The 18,545-nt window shown below is 71.1% G+C and carries 11 protein-coding genes, 2 tRNA genes, 3 pseudogenes and 1 riboswitch; of the genes and pseudogenes, 10 read left to right on the top strand and 6 right to left on the bottom strand.

Translation table 11 applies throughout. The features are described from left to right. Nucleotides 1–202: 202 nt before the first annotated feature. Nucleotides 203–1,207 (bottom strand): beta-propeller fold lactonase family protein (locus tag UK82_RS39680; RefSeq protein ID WP_255354339.1); only part of this gene is annotated, 1,005 nt, incomplete at its 3' end. Between the two features lie 648 nt (nucleotides 1,208–1,855). Between UK82_RS39680 and UK82_RS39675 the strand changes: the two genes are divergently transcribed. Next, nucleotides 1,856–2,266 carry a hypothetical protein gene (locus tag UK82_RS39675; protein WP_236706324.1) on the top strand — a complete coding sequence of 137 codons (411 nt, stop codon included), beginning with the start codon at nucleotides 1,856–1,858 and terminating at the stop codon, nucleotides 2,264–2,266. A 1,591-nt stretch (nucleotides 2,267–3,857) separates the two neighbouring features. Here UK82_RS39675 and UK82_RS43105 read toward each other — a convergent pair. Continuing rightward, nucleotides 3,858–4,179: pseudogene (locus UK82_RS43105) on the bottom strand (hypothetical protein); the annotation flags it as partial. Nucleotides 4,180–4,801: 622 nt separating this feature from the next. On the opposite strand from UK82_RS43105, the gene UK82_RS33740 reads away from it, so the two are divergent. Next, complete coding sequence (locus UK82_RS33740; RefSeq protein ID WP_161849156.1) at nucleotides 4,802–4,960, top strand: hypothetical protein; 159 nt, start codon at nucleotides 4,802–4,804, stop codon at nucleotides 4,958–4,960. Between the two features lie 264 nt (nucleotides 4,961–5,224). Here UK82_RS33740 and UK82_RS22960 read toward each other — a convergent pair. Both UK82_RS22960 and UK82_RS22955 read right to left on the bottom strand, forming a co-directional pair. Further along, nucleotides 5,225–5,298, bottom strand: a tRNA-Phe gene (locus UK82_RS22960). 51 nt (nucleotides 5,299–5,349) lie between these two features. Continuing rightward, nucleotides 5,350–5,424, bottom strand: a tRNA-Asp gene (locus UK82_RS22955). Nucleotides 5,425–6,365: 941 nt separating this feature from the next. Here UK82_RS22955 and UK82_RS22950 point away from each other — a divergent pair. The 5 genes and pseudogenes from UK82_RS22950 to UK82_RS22935 all read left to right on the top strand — a co-directional run bounded on the left by UK82_RS22950 (nucleotide 6,366) and on the right by UK82_RS22935 (nucleotide 10,893). Next, a complete protein-coding gene (locus tag UK82_RS22950) occupies nucleotides 6,366–7,772 on the top strand; it encodes an FCD domain-containing protein (protein ID WP_313949828.1) in 1,407 nt (468 codons plus the stop codon). A 209-nt stretch (nucleotides 7,773–7,981) separates the two neighbouring features. Continuing rightward, nucleotides 7,982–8,255 (top strand): annotated as a pseudogene (locus UK82_RS39670) (MFS transporter); the annotation flags it as partial. Nucleotide 8,256: 1 nt separating this feature from the next. After that, a partial coding sequence (locus tag UK82_RS22945) for an MFS transporter (protein WP_236706322.1) occupies nucleotides 8,257–9,466 on the top strand: 1,210 nt, incomplete at its 5' end. Nucleotides 9,467–9,551: 85 nt separating this feature from the next. Next, the gene (locus UK82_RS22940; RefSeq protein WP_236706321.1) at nucleotides 9,552–10,154 is read left to right on the top strand and encodes a TetR/AcrR family transcriptional regulator; all 603 of its coding nucleotides are present in this window, start codon (nucleotides 9,552–9,554) and stop codon (nucleotides 10,152–10,154) included. Nucleotides 10,155–10,176: 22 nt separating this feature from the next. Beyond that, the gene (locus tag UK82_RS22935) at nucleotides 10,177–10,893 is read left to right on the top strand and encodes a histidine phosphatase family protein (RefSeq protein WP_055409250.1); all 717 of its coding nucleotides are present in this window, start codon (nucleotides 10,177–10,179) and stop codon (nucleotides 10,891–10,893) included. A gap of 16 nt (nucleotides 10,894–10,909) precedes the next feature. Here UK82_RS22935 and UK82_RS43100 read toward each other — a convergent pair. After that, nucleotides 10,910–10,995, bottom strand: a pseudogene (locus tag UK82_RS43100) (DUF3052 domain-containing protein); the annotation flags it as partial. 1 nt (nucleotide 10,996) lies between these two features. Then, the coding region (locus UK82_RS22930) for a DUF3052 domain-containing protein (protein ID WP_236706320.1) at nucleotides 10,997–11,365 on the bottom strand (369 nt) is incomplete at its 3' end. 141 nt (nucleotides 11,366–11,506) lie between these two features. Beyond that, a riboswitch (S-adenosyl-L-homocysteine riboswitch) is annotated at nucleotides 11,507–11,582 on the top strand. Between the two features lie 14 nt (nucleotides 11,583–11,596). Here UK82_RS22930 and metH point away from each other — a divergent pair. The 3 genes from metH to UK82_RS22915 all read left to right on the top strand — a co-directional run bounded on the left by metH (nucleotide 11,597) and on the right by UK82_RS22915 (nucleotide 18,322). After that, nucleotides 11,597–15,280: a methionine synthase gene (gene metH / locus UK82_RS22925; RefSeq protein WP_044885272.1), complete on the top strand. Its 3,684-nt coding sequence runs from the start codon at nucleotides 11,597–11,599 to the stop codon at nucleotides 15,278–15,280. Nucleotides 15,281–15,581: 301 nt separating this feature from the next. Beyond that, complete coding sequence (locus UK82_RS22920; protein WP_044885271.1) at nucleotides 15,582–16,016, top strand: SRPBCC family protein; 435 nt, start codon at nucleotides 15,582–15,584, stop codon at nucleotides 16,014–16,016. 113 nt (nucleotides 16,017–16,129) lie between these two features. Further along, complete coding sequence (locus tag UK82_RS22915) at nucleotides 16,130–18,322, top strand: PI-PLC domain-containing protein (RefSeq protein ID WP_044885270.1); 2,193 nt, start codon at nucleotides 16,130–16,132, stop codon at nucleotides 18,320–18,322. Nucleotides 18,323–18,545: the final 223 nt, after the last annotated feature.

Raw genomic sequence — 18,545 nt, 5'->3', positions numbered from 1 at the left:
CGGCGTCGGACCCGCCGAACCCGCCGAGTGCTCCCGATCCGCCGGACGGGCCATTGCTCATTCCGCCCGAGCGCGAGGCCCCGGTTCCGTTGGCGCCCTTGGCCGCCACGTCCACCTGCAGGACCTGGTTGTCCTTCAGCCCCGTCAGTGTCCCGGACGCCTGGCCACCGCCGCCTCCGGGACGCCCGGTGATGTCCCCTGNCGGGGACGGGTGCGCCGCGTCACCAGCGATGAAGTAGTGCCCGCCCTGGGCGCCGGTCACCACGACCTCGACCGAGCTCACTCCCGCGGGCACCGTGAAGGTGTCCGATCCGCTGGTGTGATACGTGCAGGTCATCGTCGTCGTCCCGGACAGCGCACCGGTCGTCCCGCACACCGGCGGGGGCGGTACGGCCTTCGGTGGTGCGCTGATCGCGATCCCCACCGGCCGGTCACCGACGGGGATCGGGGTGCCGGCGGTGTTGCTGGCCACGTCGATCGGCGTCACCGTGTCGCTGTCGCGGTTGACCGCATAGGCGGCCACGCCGTCCGGCGTGACCGCGATGTAGAACGGTTCGAGGCCGCCGGTGGAGATGGGAGTGCCGGGGGTGTTGGTGGCCACATTGATCGGCGTTACCACGGCGTCACGCTCATTGGTGACGTACACGGTTCGGCCATCGGGCGTGATCGCGATCCCGACCGGGCGGTCGCTGACCGGAATCGGTGTGCCGGGGGTGTTGGTGGCCACATTGATCGGCGTCACGGTGGCGCTGGCAGCGTCGGCGTTGTCCGTGACGTACACGGTCTTGCCGTCGGGCGTGATCGCAATTCCCTGCGGGTTGTTCCCGGCCGGGATCGGTGTGCCGGGAGTATTGGTGGCCACATCGATCGGCGTCACCGTGTTACTTGCGGCGTTGGTGACGTAGGCGGTCCTGCCATCGGGGGTGATCGCGACGTAGTGTGCGTCGTCCCCGACCGGGATGTGGGCACCGGGAGTATTGGTGGCCACATCGATCGGCGTCACGTCGTCGCTGGCGTTGTCCACCACGTAAGCGGTCCGGCCGTCGGGAGTCACTGCGACCCCGAACGGGAACTGACCGACCGGGATCGGGGCACCAGGGGTGTTGGTGGCCACATCGATCGGCGTCACCGTGTTGTCGGCCCGGTTCGTCACATAGACGGTCCTGCCATCAGGTGTGACCGTAAGCCCTCTGGGGCTTGCACCCACCCGGATCGGGGCACCGGCCGTATTGGTCGTCACGTCGATCGGGGTGACCGTGTTCCCGAAATTGTTGATCACATAGGCGTTGGCTGCTGCCGGCTTCGGAGCAGGGCCTGGCGGTGCGCTCGGACTCGATGTGGGGCTCGGTGTGGGTGTCGGAGTGGGTGTCGATGTCGGAGGCGTGGACGGCTGCGTGGGCTTGGGGTCCTTCGAGGAACCCCACGTGATGACGACCTCGCCGTCGCCCTTGTTGACGGTCCCGGCGTTGACACCAGCGGTCAGGGCGACAGAGCTCACCGTGGGGGCGGCGAAGGAGCTTCCCCCGCCCCCACCGGCACCTGCCCCGCCGCCACCGATCGTGAGGCCACCGCCTCCCGAGCCGCCACCACCGCCGAAGTACCCACCACCACCGCCGCCACCGGCGCCACCGCCCGCATCCTGATCATCGGGGTTCCGGCAGGGCGGGTTGTGCACACCCAGGCAGGCCTGGTTTCCCACGCCCCCGGCGCCGCCTGCCCCGGAGCGGCCATCGGTGCCATCACCGCCGAAGCGCGGATCGTTGAGATCGGGCGGAGGCGGAGTCGCGTGCCGCCCGGCGTTGAGCCCCCCGGTCCCACCTGCGGTCGGGGTTCCACCGCCCCCAGGAGTCCCCGGGTGGCCACCATCGACGACGGCACCACCGGCCGCGCCGGCAGTACCGCCACCGGCGCCGCCGGCACCGCCCAGCGCGTAGCCCTGGCCACCAGTGCCGCCGCCTCCGCCGCCGCCCGCACCGACCAGTACCCGGTCCGCCAGAGCGCACGTCAACGTCGCGCAGCCAGCAGCCGCGATCCGTACATCCGAGGAACCGCCGCCACCGGCGCCGTTGCCACCGTTGAGGGGCGCGGTCCCACCATCAGCCCCGGCGGCGTCCCCCTTACCGCCTGTCACACCGCCGTTGGAGCCGCCGAAGCCCCCCACGGCGCCCTGTCCCCCGGAGGGTCCGTTGTTCTTTCCGCCAGACCGGCTCGCCGCCGTGCCGTCAGTACCCTTACCGGCGACATCGACCTGCAGAACCTGACCTGAGGACAGATCCGCTATCACGCCGTACGCCTGGCCGCCGCCCCCACCCGGACGGCCGGTGATATCACCCACCGGCGAGCCGCCATGGCTGGCGTCACCGGCAACAAAGTAATGCCCGCCCTGGGCGCCGACCACCGTGATCTCGACCCATTTTGCGCCGTTGGGCACGGTGAAGGTGTCCGACCCGACCGTGCTGTAGGTACAGGTCTTCTTGTCGAGGACGCCTGAGCTCCCACAGGCCTTTTCCGGAGAGGCGCCCGACGAGGGCGCCGCTGGCAGGCAACCGGTCAGCCCCATACTCAGCACAACGCCTAGCACCGAAACAGACCACGCGAATACACGACGATTACGTATGACGATCAGCCCCCTCTGGCGGCCTATTCGTGAACCAAACAAAAACCCCAAGACCAAACACCCTCTTGGCTATGCTCCCCGGAACGGGGGTTCCGGGGTCCCGAACCGCTTCTTGCCAGGTCGGGGTTGATGTGCCGGCGAAGCGGCGAGCCATGATATTGACCGCCACAACGTGGATCATTTCTTTGGAGCGGTGGGCAGGGTTTCGTGGTCGCGCGGCGGCGATAGGAAATCAACCGGCCGAAGGTCCGTTCCACAGTCCACGCAGAATCGTGGGGTCGCCCAGCACCGCGGGCCCCCGCGTTTCCTGCCCACGATCTTCTTCACCGCACCCGGCTGTCTACCCGCACAGTTTCGTGGTCCCGGCGCGCGGCACCGGGACCACCTGTCCGCTGTGGGTGTTACAGAAACCGCGTTTCGTCAGGTGACGAAACGTCGGGCGGGCCCTGCTCGGTGCCGCGGTCGCCCGCGGACCGGGGTTACAGGTGTCCTCAGATTCCGTCGTTGGCGCACAGCGCCCAGACGTCGGAGTAGGTGCTCGGCGAGCTGGTACCCCCGGTATGGGTGAAGGCAGTCCAGTACGCCGCCGTGGTGGTCCCGTCACTGACCGGGTTGCCGCTCGAGTCGCTGGGGAAACTTCCGTTAAGGTGGTCGCCGCCTGAGCCCGGTCCGGTGAAGTCGGTCGTCGTCACGCTGCCTCCGCTGATGGCGGCGCCCCCGCTGATCAGTTTCCCGTCCCCGCTGGGGCAGTTGACTGTCTTCTTCTGACCTGTGTTCCCCGTGGTCGGGCCGCTCGCCTCGCTGAAGTGGACTTTGACGGTGACGCCGCTGATGTTGATGCTGTTTCCGCTGCAGATCGCGTAGGCGTAGGTCTCGTTGGTGCTGTTGGTGCCGTTGGCCCACCCGACGGCGGTCCAGGCGTTCGGGTTGGTCTCGCCGTCGGCCGCGGCTTTCTGGCCGTAGTCATGTGCGGAGTTGTTGAAGGTGGGGAAGCTGGCGATCGGCTTGAAGTTGCCGACACTGGCCGGGGTGGCGCGCGCGCCGCCGCCGAGCAGGACCGTGTTCGCCGGACAGATCGCGGTGACCAGGCCCACCGTCGACCCGGTGGTGGGTGCGTTGGTCTTGTTCATGACTACCTGGGTGTGGTTGATCAGGTTGCTGGTGAAGCACACCGCGAAGGGGGTGGTGGAGAAGGAACTGTCGGCCTGGCCGCCGCTTCCGCCGATTCCGAGCCAGTGCNTCACGTCGGTGCCGACAACCCCGGTGGAACCGGTGTATTCGGTGGTGCCGTCGGGGCTGGGCGAGGTGCCCATCACATGGTTGCCGTTGCCGGTGCCGGTGGCCTGGTTGATCCCACCGCCGGAGATCAGGCCGCTACTGCAGTCCGCGTGGGTCGAGATCTCGGAGTTGGGGTTTGCGGGACCACTGGTAGCCCCGGGTGATTTCACCGTGACGCCCACGGTGTTGGCGTATGCCGCAGCCGGGAAGGCCACCGCAAGCGCGGTGCCCAGGAGCAGTGCCGTTCCCGCTGTGCGCGTACGCACGGACAGATGTGATCTCACGTCAACCTTCGCGTCAGGGGTGCGCGATGCGGGCAGCTGTGCCCGTCCGCACCGGGGATGACAACTTCCGCACATGTAACGCAGGGTGTGCGACGCTGCACAAGACCCGCAGATGCGGAGCTATCGGCGACTATAGACCGCTTCTACGCGAAACTTACGGTCCCTCGCGCCGATTTGAAGCGAGGAAGGTGCGGGACGCTGATCAATTGTCCAAATTATCTGTTTCGTCCCTTTTAAGGGGCGGCGTGGACGCGGCTTCCACGCAGGGGAGCTGGGCGTATGCGCGGCGCGTAGGGGATGGTGGCGCGATCGGCGGAGGCTCCTCACGAGCTGGTCCGGGTGCCGGCGCGGCAGATGCGGCAGATGCGGCTGCCCTTCCGCACCCTTTCAGCTGCCGAGCAGCGCGAGATCCCCTTCCGGCGCAGGCATCTGGACGGGCGGTGTTGCGTCCCGAAGAAGCGAGGAAGCGAGACATGCCACCGGCCACGGTGGCCGCCGGTCAGACAGCAGTTGCGAGTTCGGTGAACGCGGCGGCCGGCCACAGCCTCGGGGTGGTTTCGACGGCTCGCAGTGGCCGCGACGGTTGTTGTGACTGGCGGTGGTTTGTTGTGATCGATACTTCATGATCCATCTGGGCGACGCGAATGACGCACTCGACCGCGCCGCCCGGACCGACACCACCGGCCTCTCCCCGGAACGCCACGCCCGCTTCCTGGTCGGCATGGCCCACGCCCACGCCCACGCCCAGCGTCGCGCCCGGGGTGACGCCTTGGCGAGTTGATGTGGAATACCAGCCTGAGCGACCCATACAGAAAGTACTGAACAATCCCTGAGGTGCGACCCACATTCCGCCCCGCGGAGAACGAGTCGCCGTCAGAAACGCGCCCAAGGCCGAATCCACCCACACCGGCCAGCGTCCCCCAACCAGCCGAGAATCCCAGGCCACGTGGGGGGGTCGGGGGGGCTCGGCCCCCCCGGCAGACATAACGAGATCCCACCGGCGAAACCGCCCCCAGGGCGGTGAGCAGGCAGGATCAGGATCGAGTGGGCAGGGGCGGGGTCGAACCGCCGACCTTCCGCTTTTCAGGCGGACGCTCGTACCGACTGAGCTACCTGCCCCGGGCTGTGCGGGATCGTAGGAGCCGAAACGTGCTTCCGGTCATACGAACGCGGTCCCGACGGGATTCGAACCCGCGACCTCCGCCTTGACAGGGCGGCGTGAACTCCAGACTTCACCACGGGACCATGCTCTTACAGCGATCTTCAGTTGTCGTCCTGGCGGCCCGTGAGGTGCGGTCCGTCAGGATCTGGAGGTCATGCTACACGACCGCAGGCCGAGCGGAACCGGTGGGGGCGGTGGATTCTTGCCCAACGCTCCCAGCACCCGAGCACTCGCCGGGCGCTACCTGAGCACGACGCGCCGGGCGGGCGTGGCAGACAGTCGCGGGGTGGGCGCGGCGAAGAGTCGCCGGACGGGCACGGCAGACAGCCGCCGGACGCGAGCGATCGAGTACTCCGGCCGGCAGGCACCACACGGACGGGTTCGCCGGGGTGCCCGTTCGGGCCATGATCGGGCCGGGGAGAGCCACCAGGAGAGGCGATGGAGTGTCCTCTGCGCCGGGTGGCAGGTCGTCCACCGCCGCCGGGCCGATGACCCCGGATCTGGTGTTTAACCGCAGGTGGATCCCCGGCACCCCGGCCGCGCGGAAGGGCGTGGGCACCCCCGTTCGGGCTACCCAAAGCGGCCGGCGCGTTCCGGAGGGCACTCCCGGGCGTGTCCCAGCACGCATATCCTTGGACATCCAAGCGTGTACGACGGCAGCTTGGGCGAGATGCCCGTTCCGCTCGCCGGCCCCGTCGACCGGAGCCGGCCCGGTTCGGTGCGGCGCCATCCCGTCGCGTCATGCCACATCCTGGGGAGGAGGCCGACGGCGATGCCCTCCACGGACAGGCTCGTGGAGTCGGCGCGCGGCCCGGCCATCAGTGTCAGGCATCCCCCGCGAGGTGACGCCCGTGGCAAGCTCGCGGCGCAGGTCGCCTGGCGGATCGAGGACGACATCGTCCGTGNGGGCTGGCCGGTCGGCGCGGTCATCGGCTCCGAGCCAACGCTGATCGAGCGCTACAAGGTGAGTCGGGCGGTGTTCCGGGAGGCCGTACGGATCGTCGAGCACCACCAGGTGGCGACGATGCGCCGGGGGCCGTCCGGCGGTCTCATCGTCCGCGCGCCGGACGAGGTGGCGGTGACGACCGCGCTCGGCGTCTACCTGGAGTACGTCGGAGTCACGATCGAGTCGATCCTGCGGGCGCGGTTCATCATGGAGTCGCTGGCCGCCACGCTCGCCCCGGCGCGGATCACCGAGGACGGCATCCGCACCCTGCGCGAGATCATCTCCCGGCGGGAGGAGGCGGACCCGACCGAGTTCGGCTCCCACCACCAGCTTCACCACGCGATCGCGGCGGCCACCGGCAACCCGGTGCTGGTGCTGTTTGTCGACGTGCTCAACTCGCTGACCTTCCGCTACGCCGCCCACCAGTACGCCACGACCCGCAGCAGCGCCTCACCGGCGCGGCGCGCCCAGGTCGCCGAGGAGGTGCACCGCAACCACGCCGCGATCGCCGAGGCCGTGATCGGCGGGGACGCCGCCCGCGCCCAGCACCTCGCGGCGGTGCACCTGGAGGCCATGTACGAGTGGATGACCGCGCCGACCGCTGCCGACGGCTCGGACCGGGCCGGATACGAGGGCACGGCCGCAAGCGAGCGCACAGCCATGAGCGAGCGCACAGCCATAAGCGAGGGCACAGTCGCCGGTGAGGGCCCAGTCGCGCGGGCGGGCGGGCGGCGGATCCGGCCCCGCGCGCCGGGCCTGGGATCGGGCCCGGGCGGGACGATGCCAGCGGGCAAGCTCGCCGAGACGGTCGCGGGGCGCATCCGCGACGACGTGGCGCGCGACGGCGTTCCCGTGGGGGTGGTCATCGGTTCGGAGAGCGAGCTGCTGGCCCGTTACGGGGTGAGCCGGGCGGTGCTGCGCGAGGCCGTCCGGCTGCTCGAATACCACTCGGTGGCACAGATGCGGCGCGGCCCCGGCGGCGGCCTGGTCGTCACCGAGCCCGACCCGGCGGCGACCGTCGAGGCGACCGCGCTGTATCTGGAGTACAGCCAGGCCAGCGTCGACGATCTGCGGATCGTGCGCGACGCGCTGGAGCTGAGCTGCGTCGACATCCTCATCGAACGCCGCGGGCCCGAGCTCACCGCCCGGCTCTCCGCGCTGCTTGACGCCGATGCCGGCGAGACGCCGGGCCCCGTCGACGCCGGGCATCACCTGCACATGGAGCTGGCCCGGCTGACCGGCAACGAGGCGCTGGCGTCGTTCGTCCGGGTGCTGACGGCGATCTGGCGGCGGCACGTCGACAGTTCCCGCCCCACCCCCGCGGTCGGCGGCGGCGAACCGGCGGCCGACGGGTGCGGTCAGCCCGTGTGTGAAGCCAGGACAGCGCACCGGGCGATCATCGACGCCATCATCGCCGGCGACCGCGGGCTCGCCCGGCACCGGATGCGGCGACACCTGGAAGCCCTCAGCGACTGGTCGCGCTGAGCCGCCCTCGCTTCCGGGCCGCCCTCGCTTCCGGGCCGCCCGATGGTGGCAGGGCTTTGTGACCGACGTTATGGGGCTCCTGGCGTGGCAGCGCGAAACGGACTCGTTGAGTCCACGTAGTATGTGGACTCACCAAGTCCGTTTTCCGCCCTTCTTCCGCCGGTGACGTCGACGCGCCGGACCCGCATGCGGAGCACCCAAGGAGCACCATGAGCGTGGTTGAACCGCGCCCGAAGCCCGGGCGCACCCTGACCGTCCTCCTGCTGGCCGCGATGTCGTTCGCCCTGGCGCAGACGACCGTGGCCCCGGCGATCCCGGACATGGCTCGCGAGCTGGACTCGTCCGTCAGCAACGTCACCTGGACGATGAGCGGCTACCTGGTGGCCGCCGCCGTGCTGACGCCGATCATCGGCCGGCTCGGCGACATGTTCGGCAAACGGCGGATGCTCGTGGTGTCCCTGGCGATCTTCGCGCTCGGCGGGGNGATCGCGGCGCTGGCGACCCAGCTTCCCCTGGTGATCGTCGGACGGATCCTGCAGGGCGCCGGCGGCGGCATCTTCCCGTTGTGCTTCGGCATCATCCGCGACGAGTTCCCGGTGGAGAAGCGCTCGGTGTCGATCGGGCTGATCTCCGCGATCACCGGTCTCGGCGGCGGGCTCGGCCTGGTCCTCGGCGGACTGTTCGTCGACCACGCCACCTACCACTGGATCTTCTGGAGCGGCGCGGCGATGGCCGCCCTGGCCGCCGTCGGTTCCCAGCTACTGATCCCCGAATCGCCCACCCGCGTCCCCGGCCGCATCGACGTGATCGGCACGCTGCTGCTCAGCGTCGGCCTTGCGCTGCCGCTGCTGGCCATCAGCCAGGGTAAGAGCTGGGGCTGGACGAGCCCGACGACCCTCGGCATGATCATCGGCGGCGTCATCGTGCTCGCCGGGCTGCTCGCCTTCGAGCGGCGCCAGGCCGAGCCGCTCATCGACGTGGCCATCCTCGCCCGGCGCTCGGTGCTCACCACCAACATCTCGACCCTGCTGGTCGGGTTCGGGATGTTCGGCGCCTTCCTGCTCATCCCCCAACTGGCCCAGACGCCGAAGGCCAGCGGCTACGGCTTCGGCGCGAGCGCCACGACCGCCGGCCTGCTGATGGTGCCCGGCGCCCTGATGATGCTGGTCACCGGCCCGCTGGCCACGGTCATCAGCCAGCGCTTCGGCGGTCGGGCGGCGCTGTTCACCGGCAGTCTGCTCGCCACGGTCGGGCTGGTCCTGCTCGCCGGCGTCCCGGGCTCCGAGGGCACGCTGATCGTGGAGTGCATCGTCCTGTTCGGCGGGATCGGGATGGTCTTCGCGGCCATCCCGAACCTCATCGTCGACGCCGTCCCCGCCGAGAAGACCGGCGAGGCCACCGGGGTGAACACCCTGCTGCGCTCGGTCGGCGCGTCGCTGGGCTCGCAGATCTGCGCCAGCATCCTCGTCTCCCAGGCCGACGCCACCGGGCTGCCGACCTCCGACGCCTACCAGACGGCGTTCGCGGTCTCGGCAGTCGTCGCCCTCGTCGCCGGCCTCGCCGCGCTCACCCTGCCCGGCCTGCGTCACGGCCGGCACGACGCGCGGTCCACCGCCGCCGTCGCGTCCACCCCGCAGATCTCGACGATCCCGGCCCAGTCCGGCGCCACCGCCGGCGCCACCACCGGCGGCTGACCTCCGCCCATAACGGCTTGCCCGTCCGGGCCCGACCGCTTCCCGCGGCCGGGCCCGTAGCGGCGTCGTGTGCTCCAATGGTGCCGTGACGACGTCCGAGATGCGCAGGTCGGACGCGCGGCGTAACCATGAGCGGGTTGTCCGGGCCGCGGTCGAGGTGTTCTCGGAGTTAGGACTGTCGGCGACCGTGCCGGACGTGGCCGCCCGCGCCGGCGTCGGTAAGGCGACCGTCTACCGCAACTTCCCCAGCCGCGACGAGCTGCTGACCGCCGTCGTCGAACGCCAGCTTCGGTGGTTCGACACGATCGCCACGACCGCGCTACACGACCCCGACCCGGCAGCCGGCTTCGAGATGTTGATCATGAGCTGGTTCGACCGGATCGTCGCGAACCGGCTGGTCCAGGACGTGATGCGGATGCGGACCCTGGCCAGCGCGGAGATCCAGATCGACCGCATCACCACCCTCGTCGACCAGGTGGTCGTCCGTGCGCAGCGGGCCGGCGCGGTGCGCCTCGACGTCACCCCCGCCGACCTTCGCACGATGATGAGCGGCTGCGCCCAGCGCCTGGTCGAGACCGGTCAGCAGGACATCGACAGCCGGCTGCGGTTCACCCGCCTCATCCTCGACGCCTTCCGCCCGCCGGCCACTCCGGCCACTCCGGCCACTCCGGCCGCGCCGGCCGCCTGAGCAGGGGGCGGGCGTGGGGGGTCTGGTCGCCGAACTCACGGCGGTTCGGCACGGGCAGAGCGTTGCGAACGTCGCCTTCCCGGCGGCGCGGGCGGCGGGGCGGCTCGACGCGGGCGTGTCGGGGCGCGACGCCGACGTCGAGCTGACGGCGCTGGGACGCGCGCAGGCCGCGGCGCTCGGCCGGGCACTGGCCGCCGACCCGCCGATCATCCAGCCGCCCGAGATCGTCGTCTGCTCCCCCTACCTGCGGGCCCGCCGCACCTACGGGATCGCCGCCGAGGCGGCGGCGCGCGGGGGCCTGGCGCTGCCCGAGCCGGTGATCGACGACCGGCTAGTCGACCGGCTGATGGGCCGGTTCGAGCTGATGACCAGGGCGGCGATCGAGGCCCGTTTTCCCGCGGAGACCGAACGCCGGCGCGCGGCCGGGCAGTGGGACTACCGCCCGCCGGGCGGGGAGAACTTCCCCGACATCGCCCGCCGGCTGGGTTCGCTGCTGGCCGACCTGCACCGCGACCACGCCGACCGGCGGGTCCTCATCGTCGCCCACGACGCCGTGGTGGTCATGCTGCGCCAGCTCGTCGAGGGGCTCTCCTACGAGGAGCTGGGCCGGATCGCCGCCGAGGGTGGGATCCGTAACGCCGGGATCACCCGTTTCACCCGCGACGGCGATCAGCTCACGCTCGCCGAGTTCAACACGGCGACGCACCTCGCGGGCGTGCGCGCAGACGGGGCGGGCTGACCGGCAGCGCGGCAGGTCAGCGTCGCTCGCGGCGCCAGACGACCTTGAGCCCGGACCAGTTCTCGTCGAGCGCGGCGACCTTGGTGTCGACCAGACCGCGCGNCAGTGCGACCTCGCGGATGAGGTTCTCGCTGACGTCGCTGCGATGACCGGCGGCCCGCCGAGGCCAGGCGATCCACAGCGCGCCCGCGGGCCGGATCGCCTCGGCGAACGCCGCCACGGCTGCGTGGACGTCGACCTCCCGCCGGCAGAACGCGACGCACACGTCGATCGCCGCCAGGCCGTCGGTGCCGTCGGTGCCGTCGGCGGGCAGACCGGCGAGGTGCTCCGGCTCGACACCCTCGGGCAGCTCCGGCACCGCCCACCCGGGCGGCGCGGCGAGGATCACGAGCCGGTGTCCCGCTTTCACCCCCAGTTTGCGAGCCAGCGGCGTCCCGGAGTAGCCCGCCCGTCCGGCGCTGCCCGACCCCATCGCGCGCTCCCTCCCGTCGGCGTCACGCATCAAGAAACACCACGTCGAGATCACGCCGGCAACCGGCCGGAGAACCGGGCGCCGACCTGCGACTACCCGAGCTGTCGCCAAGCGATCACGCGGGCACGGTATCGTCGTTGTCAGGTCGAGAGGCGCTGCAACGGACCCAGGTCCGCCACGCTCGACCCGAACCGGTCACCAAGGGCGCCTCCCACGACAGGGAGGTGTCTCATGGCTGGAACCGCTTCCGTCGGTGAGGTGGCGGGTCGCCCCGGTACCCGCGACAGCGCGGCCGCGCTGCGGGAGCTGCTCGCGAAGCGAGTGGTCGTCCTGGACGGCGCCTGGGGCACGATGCTGCAGAACGCCGGGCTCACCCCGGCGGACTACCAGCTCGACTCGCTGCGTGACCACCCCAAGGACGTGACCGGCGACCCGGACCTGCTGAACCTGACCCGGCCGGACGTCATCCTCGACGTGCACCGGCAGTACCTGGCCGCGGGCGCGGACATCACCACCACGAACACCTTCACCGCGACGAGCATCGGCCAGGCCGACTACGGTCTGGAGTCGCTGGTGCGGGAGATGAACCTGCGCGGCGCGCAGTTGGCCCGACAGGCCGCGGACGAGGCGGGTGGGCGGTTCGTCGCCGGCTCCATCGGCCCGCTCAACGTCACGCTGTCGCTGTCCCCGCGGGTGGAGGACCCGGCGTACCGGGCGGTGACCTTCGACCAGGTCCGCGCCGCCTACGCCGAGCAGATCCAGGCCCTCGCCGATGGCGGGGTCGACCTGCTGCTCATCGAAACGATCTTCGACACGTTGAACGCGAAGGCCGCGATCGCCGCGGCCCGCGAGGTCGCGCCGCAGCTGCCGCTGTGGATCTCGGTGACGATCGTCGACCTGTCCGGGCGGACCCTGTCGGGGCAGACGGTCGAGGCGTTCTGGAGCTCCATCGCCCACGCGAACCCGCTGGTCGTCGGCGTGAACTGCTCGCTGGGCGCCGAGGAGATGCGCCCGCACGTCGAGGCCCTGTCCCGCATCGCCGGCACCTACACCGCCTGCCACCCGAACGCCGGGCTGCCCAACGCCTTCGGCGGCTACGACCAGACCCCGGCCGAGGCCGGCCGGCTGATCGGCGAGTTCGCCGCCGCCGGGATGGTCAACATCGTCGGTGGCTGCTGCGGGACGACGCCGGCCCACATCGCCCGGATCGCCGCCGCCGTGCAGGGCACGGCGCCGCGGCAGGTGCCGATGCCCACGCCACGGACCCGGTTCAGCGGCCTGGAGCCGTTCGAGATCGGCGAGGACACCGGCTTCGTCATGATCGGCGAGCGGACCAACGTCACCGGTTCGGCGCGTTTCCGTCGCCTCATCGAGGCCGACGACTACCAGGCCGCGGTCGACGTCGCCCTGGAGCAGGTGCGCGGCGGGGCGAACCTGCTCGACGTCAACATGGACGCCGACCTGCTCGACAGCGAGCAGGCGATGACGACGTTCCTGAACCTGCTGGCCACCGAGCCGGAGGCCGCCCGCCTGCCGATCATGATCGACAGCTCACGGTGGAGCGTGCTGGAGGCCGGGCTGCGCTGCGTGCAGGGCAAGGGCGTGGTCAACTCGATCAGCCTCAAGGAGGGCGAGGAGGTCTTCCTCGACCACGCCCGGCGCATCCGCGACTTCGGCGCCGGCGTCGTCGTCATGGCCTTCGACGAGCAGGGCCAGGCCGACACCACCGAGCGCAAGGTGGCGATCTGCGGGCGCGCCTACGACCTGCTCACACAGAAGCTCGGGTTCCCCGCCACCGACATCATCTTCGACCCGAACGTGCTCGCCGTGGCCACCGGCATCGCCGAGCACAACGGCTACGCCAAGGCGTTCATCGACGCACTTCCGCTGATCAAGCAGCGCTGCCCGGGAGTGCGGATCAGCGGCGGCATCTCGAACCTGTCGTTCTCCTTCCGCGGCAACGACGTCGTCCGCGAGGCGATGCACTCGGCGTTCCTGCTCCACGCGGTGCGCGCCGGGCTCGACATGGGCATCGTCAACGCCGGCCAGCTCGCCGTCTACGCCGACATTCCCGCCGAGCTGCTCGAACTCGTCGAGGACGTGCTGTTCGACCGGCGCGAGGATGCCACCGACCGGCTCGTCGCCTTCGCCGAGACGGTCAACGGCAAGGGCACGCAGCGGGTCGTCGACCTGTCCTGGCGCGAGGCGCCGGTCGCGCAGCGGCTCTCGCACGCGCTCGTGCACGGCATCGTCGACTTCATCGAGGCGGACACCGAGGAGGCGCGGGCACAGGCGGCGCGCCCCCTCGACGTGATCGAGGGCCCGCTGATGGACGGCATGAAGATCGTCGGCGACCTGTTCGGCTCGGGGAAGATGTTCCTGCCGCAGGTGGTCAAGAGCGCGCGGGTGATGAAGCGCTCGGTGGCCTACCTGGAGCCGTACATGGAGGCCGAGAAGGCGCAGGCCGCCCTCGCCGGCGACGCCCCCGCGGCCCGTAGCGGCAACGGCAAGGTCGTGCTCGCCACCGTCAAGGGCGACGTCCACGACATCGGCAAGAACATCGTCGGCGTCGTGCTCGGCTGCAACAACTACGAGGTGATCGACCTCGGCGTCATGGTCCCCGCCAAGGTCATCCTCGACACCGCCATCGCCGAGGGCGCGGACGCGATCGGCCTGTCCGGCCTCATCACGCCGTCGCTGGACGAGATGGTCGCGGTCGGCGCCGAGATGCAGCGCCGCGGGCTGACCCTGCCGCTGCTCATCGGCGGCGCCACCACCTCGCGCCAGCACACCGCGGTGCGCATCGCCCCGGCCTACGAGGCCACCACCGTCCACGTGCTCGATGCCTCCCGCGTCGTCGGGGTGGTCTCGGATCTGCTCGACACCGAGCGGGCCGAGCAGCTCGACACCCGCAACCGGGCCGAGCAGGCCAAGCTGCGCGAGCAGCACGAGAACCGCCGGGCGCAGCCGCTGCTCGGCCTGGAGCAGGCGCGGGCCAACCGCGAGCAGGTGTCCTTCGACGAGCTGCCCGTCCCCGCCTTCACCGGGCTGCGGGTCGTCACGCCGGACCTCACCGCGCTGCGCGAGATGATCGACTGGCAGTTCTTCTTCCTCGCCTGGGAGCTGAAGGGCAAGTTCCCCGCGATCCTCGACCAGCCGGTCGCCCGCGAGCTGTACGACGAGGCGAACGTGTTGCTCGACCAGATCATCAAGGATGGCAGCCTGCAGGCGAAGGGCGTCTACGGCTTCTGGCCCGCCTTCGCCGACGGCGACGACCTGGTGATCGAAGCCGGCGCGGTCGCGGGCGCCCGCGACGGCCGGCTGCGGCTGCCGATGCTGCGCCAGCAGACGGCGAAGCCCGCCGGCCGGCCCAACCGCAGCCTCGCCGACTACGTCGCGCCCGCCGGCGACCACCTCGGCGGCTTCGCCGTGGCCGTCCACGGCGCGGACACGCTCGCCGCCGAGTTCGAGGCGCGTCAGGACGACTATCGGTCGATCATGACGAAGGCCCTCGCGGACCGGCTCGCGGAGGCGTTCGCCGAGTACATCCACCTGGCCGCGCGCCGCGAGTGGTTCGAGCCGGACGCGGAGCCGAGCCTGGAGGACCTGCACGCGGAGCGCTTCCGCGGCATCCGCCCGGCGCTCGGCTACCCGGCCAGCCCCGACCACAGCGAGAAGCAGGCGCTGTTCGACCTGCTCGACGCCGGTCAGGTCGGCCTGGGCCTGACCGAGTCGTTCGCGATGACCCCGGCGTCCGCCGTCAGCGGGCTCATCTTCGCCCATCCGGAGTCGAAGTACTTCACCGTGGGACGCATCGGCCGGGACCAGGTCACCGACTACGCCCGCCGGCGCGGCCTCGGCGTCGGCGACGTCGAGCGCTGGCTGCGCCCCAACCTGGCCTACGACCCCGCGTAACAACCGGCCGCAACCCGGCCTCTCAACCTGCCCCTCGGCTCGGCGGAACGGCATCGCCGGGCCGAGGGAGCACAGCCGCGACGGATTATCCGCGGCTGCCGCGGCAAAGCGGCCCTTACGCGCCTGACCGGCCGAACACCCGCGACCGAACCGCGATTCCACACGTTCGGGTGTTTTATGTTTACCGGTAAGCCCGGGTTCTTATACGTTCCGTTTCGCGTCAGGAAAGATCGGCCGTGCTGCCACAAAAGGTTGCCGCCGAATCCCGTACGTACCCGGAATATGTGGAGGACCTGCCATTATGGCCGATCACGTCTCGTCCACGATCGTCATCAAGGCGCAGCCCGCGGCGGTACTGGCCGTCATCGCCGACATCAGCCGGTACCCCGACTGGTCGGAGCCGATCAAGTCCGCGGAGGTCATCGAGACCACGCCGGCCGGCCTGCCGGCGAAGGCCCGTTTCCAGGCAAAGACGACCTTCGGCAAGGAGGACTACGCCCTCGTCTACGACTGGGCGGGCCCGAACTCCGTCACCTGGACGATGCTCGAGTCGGACCGGGTGCGCACGCTGGACGGCAGCTACACGCTGACCGACCTCGGCGACGGTAGCACCGAGGTGACCTACGACCTGACGGTCGAGCTGAAGGTGCCGATCCCCGGCCTGCTGCGCCGCAAGGCGGAGGACAAGCTGGTCGAGTCCGCCCTGTACGACCTGAAGACCCAGGTCGAGCGCTAGTCCCGGCGGCGGGTCGCGGCCCCGGTGGCCGGTCGACCCGTCGATGAGGTGAGAAGTGTGACCCCCGGTGCCGTGGTGGCATCGGGGCCATCCCGACCGGGCATGTCCCGACGGTGCGCCGCCTCGACGTCTCCGCCGCGGCCGTGCGGCGTGTGCGGACGTGGATCGTCCTGGCGCTGGCCGGCGCGCTGCTGTGCTGGCCGGTGGCGGTCGTGGCGCTGACGACGAACCTGACGGTCCAGCGCGCCGGCTACTACCGGCAGGCCGTCGACGAGACCGACCTCTACCGCCGGCTCTACGACGAGGTGCTGGCCGACCCGGCCCTGGCCGGCGTCACCCGGGACCTGCTCGCCGGGCTGCCCGTCCCGCCGGACGTCGTCGTCGACAACCTACGGCTGGTCGCGCCGGCCCCGGCGGTGCGCGGCGCCGTGAACAGCCTCAGCGCGCAGATTTCGGGCTATCTCGCCGGCCAGCGCCCGGCGCTGACGCTCAGCGTCGACCTGCGCCCGACGTTCGCGGCCATCGCGAAGCTTGCCACCATCTACCTGGCCGGGCAGGTGTCGGGCACGCCGACCTTCCAGGCTCACGACGTCGCCGCCGTCACGCAGGTGCTGGTCGGCGGCCTCGACCAGATGGCACAGGGACGCCGGCCCGCCGGCATCCCGACGATGGACCTGACGGACGCGCAGGCCGACCAGATCGGCTCGGTGCTGCTGGCCCGGCTCCCCGCCGCCGAGCGGGCCCGGGTCGACGACCAGGTCATCGGGCTGCTGCGGCAGGGAAAGGTGCCCGCCGCGCTCGCCGTGGTCGGGCCCCTGCTGTTCCAGGGCGACGAGGCGGCCCTGGCCGACCTGCGCCGGCGGCTGGCCGGCGACCGGCTCGACCTGGGCACCCCGCTGGCCCGCGCGCACGAGTCGGCCGGCGTGGGGCTGCTGCACGTGCTCCACGACCTGGGCCGGTACGGCACGGTCACGCTGGGGGCGTTGTTCGCGGCCATGGCCGTGCTGGCGGTCCTGCTCGCCGCGCGGCACGCCCGCTGCGGGCGCGGCGACACGATCCTGCTGGTAGCCGGGGGAATGGTGGCCGGCGGGGCCGCCGCGCTGCTGCTCGGGCTGCTGCTGCCCACCCTGGTCGGCGACCCGACGGCGGGCGTGGTCGGCGCCAACCCGACCCTGCCCCTGCGGGTGCGGGATCTGCTGCACGACCTGCAGGGAAACATGATCGGCCGGATCCGCACCGTGTGGGGCCAGGTGGCCGCGGGGGTGGCGCTGGCGGGATGCCTGCTCGGTCTCGTCGGCCTGCTCGTGCGGCGCCGGCGTCGGCCGTTCACCCGGCGCCGCTCGGTGATCATGGCGCTGTCCGCGGCGGTGCTGCTGAGCTGCTCGTGGCTGGCGACGCCGGCGCGGTTCGGCGGGGAGGCGGCGAGCTGCAACGGCAGCCGGGGCCTGTGCGGGCTGCGCTACGACGAGGCGGTCTACGCCGCCAGCCACAACGCGATGGCCTCCAGCGCCGCCGATTTCGTCGGCGCGACGCAGGATCCGGACCTCGTCGGTCAGCTCGACACCGGCGTGCGGGCGCTGCTGCTCGACGTGCAGCACTGGACGACGCCGACGCAGGTGGAGACGTTCCTGGCGGGCCTGCGCCCGCGGGAACGCGACGCGCTGGCGCCGCTGGCCCGGGGGGCCCGCTCCGCCCGGCCCGGCCTGTGGCTGTGCCACAGCGTGTGCCAGTTCGGCTCGGTGAACTTCGAGGAGGCCCTGCGCTCGGTCGACGACTGGCTGGCGCGCAACCCGTCCGAGGTCGTGACGTTGATCCTGCAGGACTCGGTGCCGCCCGGGGAGGTGATCGCCGCCTTCCGCCGGGTCGGGCTGCTGCACCGGATCGTGACGCCGCCCGCGGACCCGCACGGGCGCTGGCCGACGCTGGGGCATCTGGTGGCGGCCGACCGCCGGCTGGTGGTCTTCGCGGAGAACGCCGACGTCCCGAAGAGCTGGTATCGGCGGTTCTTCCGGTATGGGGCGGACACGCCGTTCGACGTGCCCTCCCCGGCGGGGTTCACCTGCCGCGTCGGGCGTGGTTCGCGCACCGCGTCGATGCTGCTCGTCAACCACTGGGTGGAGGGCGACGATCCGGGCCGGACCTACGCCGACGCGGTCAACCGGGAACCCGCCCTGCTCGCCCACCTGCGCCGCTGCGAACGGGCCGGCCTCACCCCGACGTTCCTCGCGACCGACTTCACCACCATCGGTGATCTCGTTCCGACGGTGGCAGCGCTGAATGCCCGGCGCAGCCACTCCCCCCGCTGACCGTCCTCTTTTCCGCCGGCTCGACCGAGAGAACATTTATCAACGGTTTCCGGAGGCTCGCCACACTTCTCCCAATGTACGACGGCGGGCGATGGTGCGTACCCGGTCAACCGGTTTATCGCGACGCTCCCGGGTATTCGGAGATGGCAAAGCTCCCGACTACGGCCACNGGCGCCCCGGACGGAAAGAAGGTCCCGAGATCTCGTCGACCCCACGCCGATCC

The sequence above is a fragment of the Frankia sp. ACN1ag genome (assembly GCF_001414035.1).
GTDB classification, from domain to species: Bacteria; Actinomycetota; Actinomycetes; order Frankiales; family Frankiaceae; genus Frankia; species Frankia torreyi.
The sequence above is the reverse complement of the archived record's forward strand: the minus strand, read 5'-3'. Positions and strand labels throughout refer to the sequence as shown.

Coding starts and splice junctions, on each gene's coding strand:
- UK82_RS33740 (WP_161849156.1), top strand. CDS start 4,802: ATGATCCATCTGGGCGACGCGAATGACGCACTCGACCGCGCCGCCCGG.
- UK82_RS22950 (WP_313949828.1), top strand. CDS start 6,366: ATGCGCCGGGGGCCGTCCGGCGGTCTCATCGTCCGCGCGCCGGACGAG.
- metH (WP_044885272.1), top strand. CDS start 11,597: ATGGCTGGAACCGCTTCCGTCGGTGAGGTGGCGGGTCGCCCCGGTACC.
- UK82_RS22920 (WP_044885271.1), top strand. CDS start 15,582: ATGGCCGATCACGTCTCGTCCACGATCGTCATCAAGGCGCAGCCCGCG.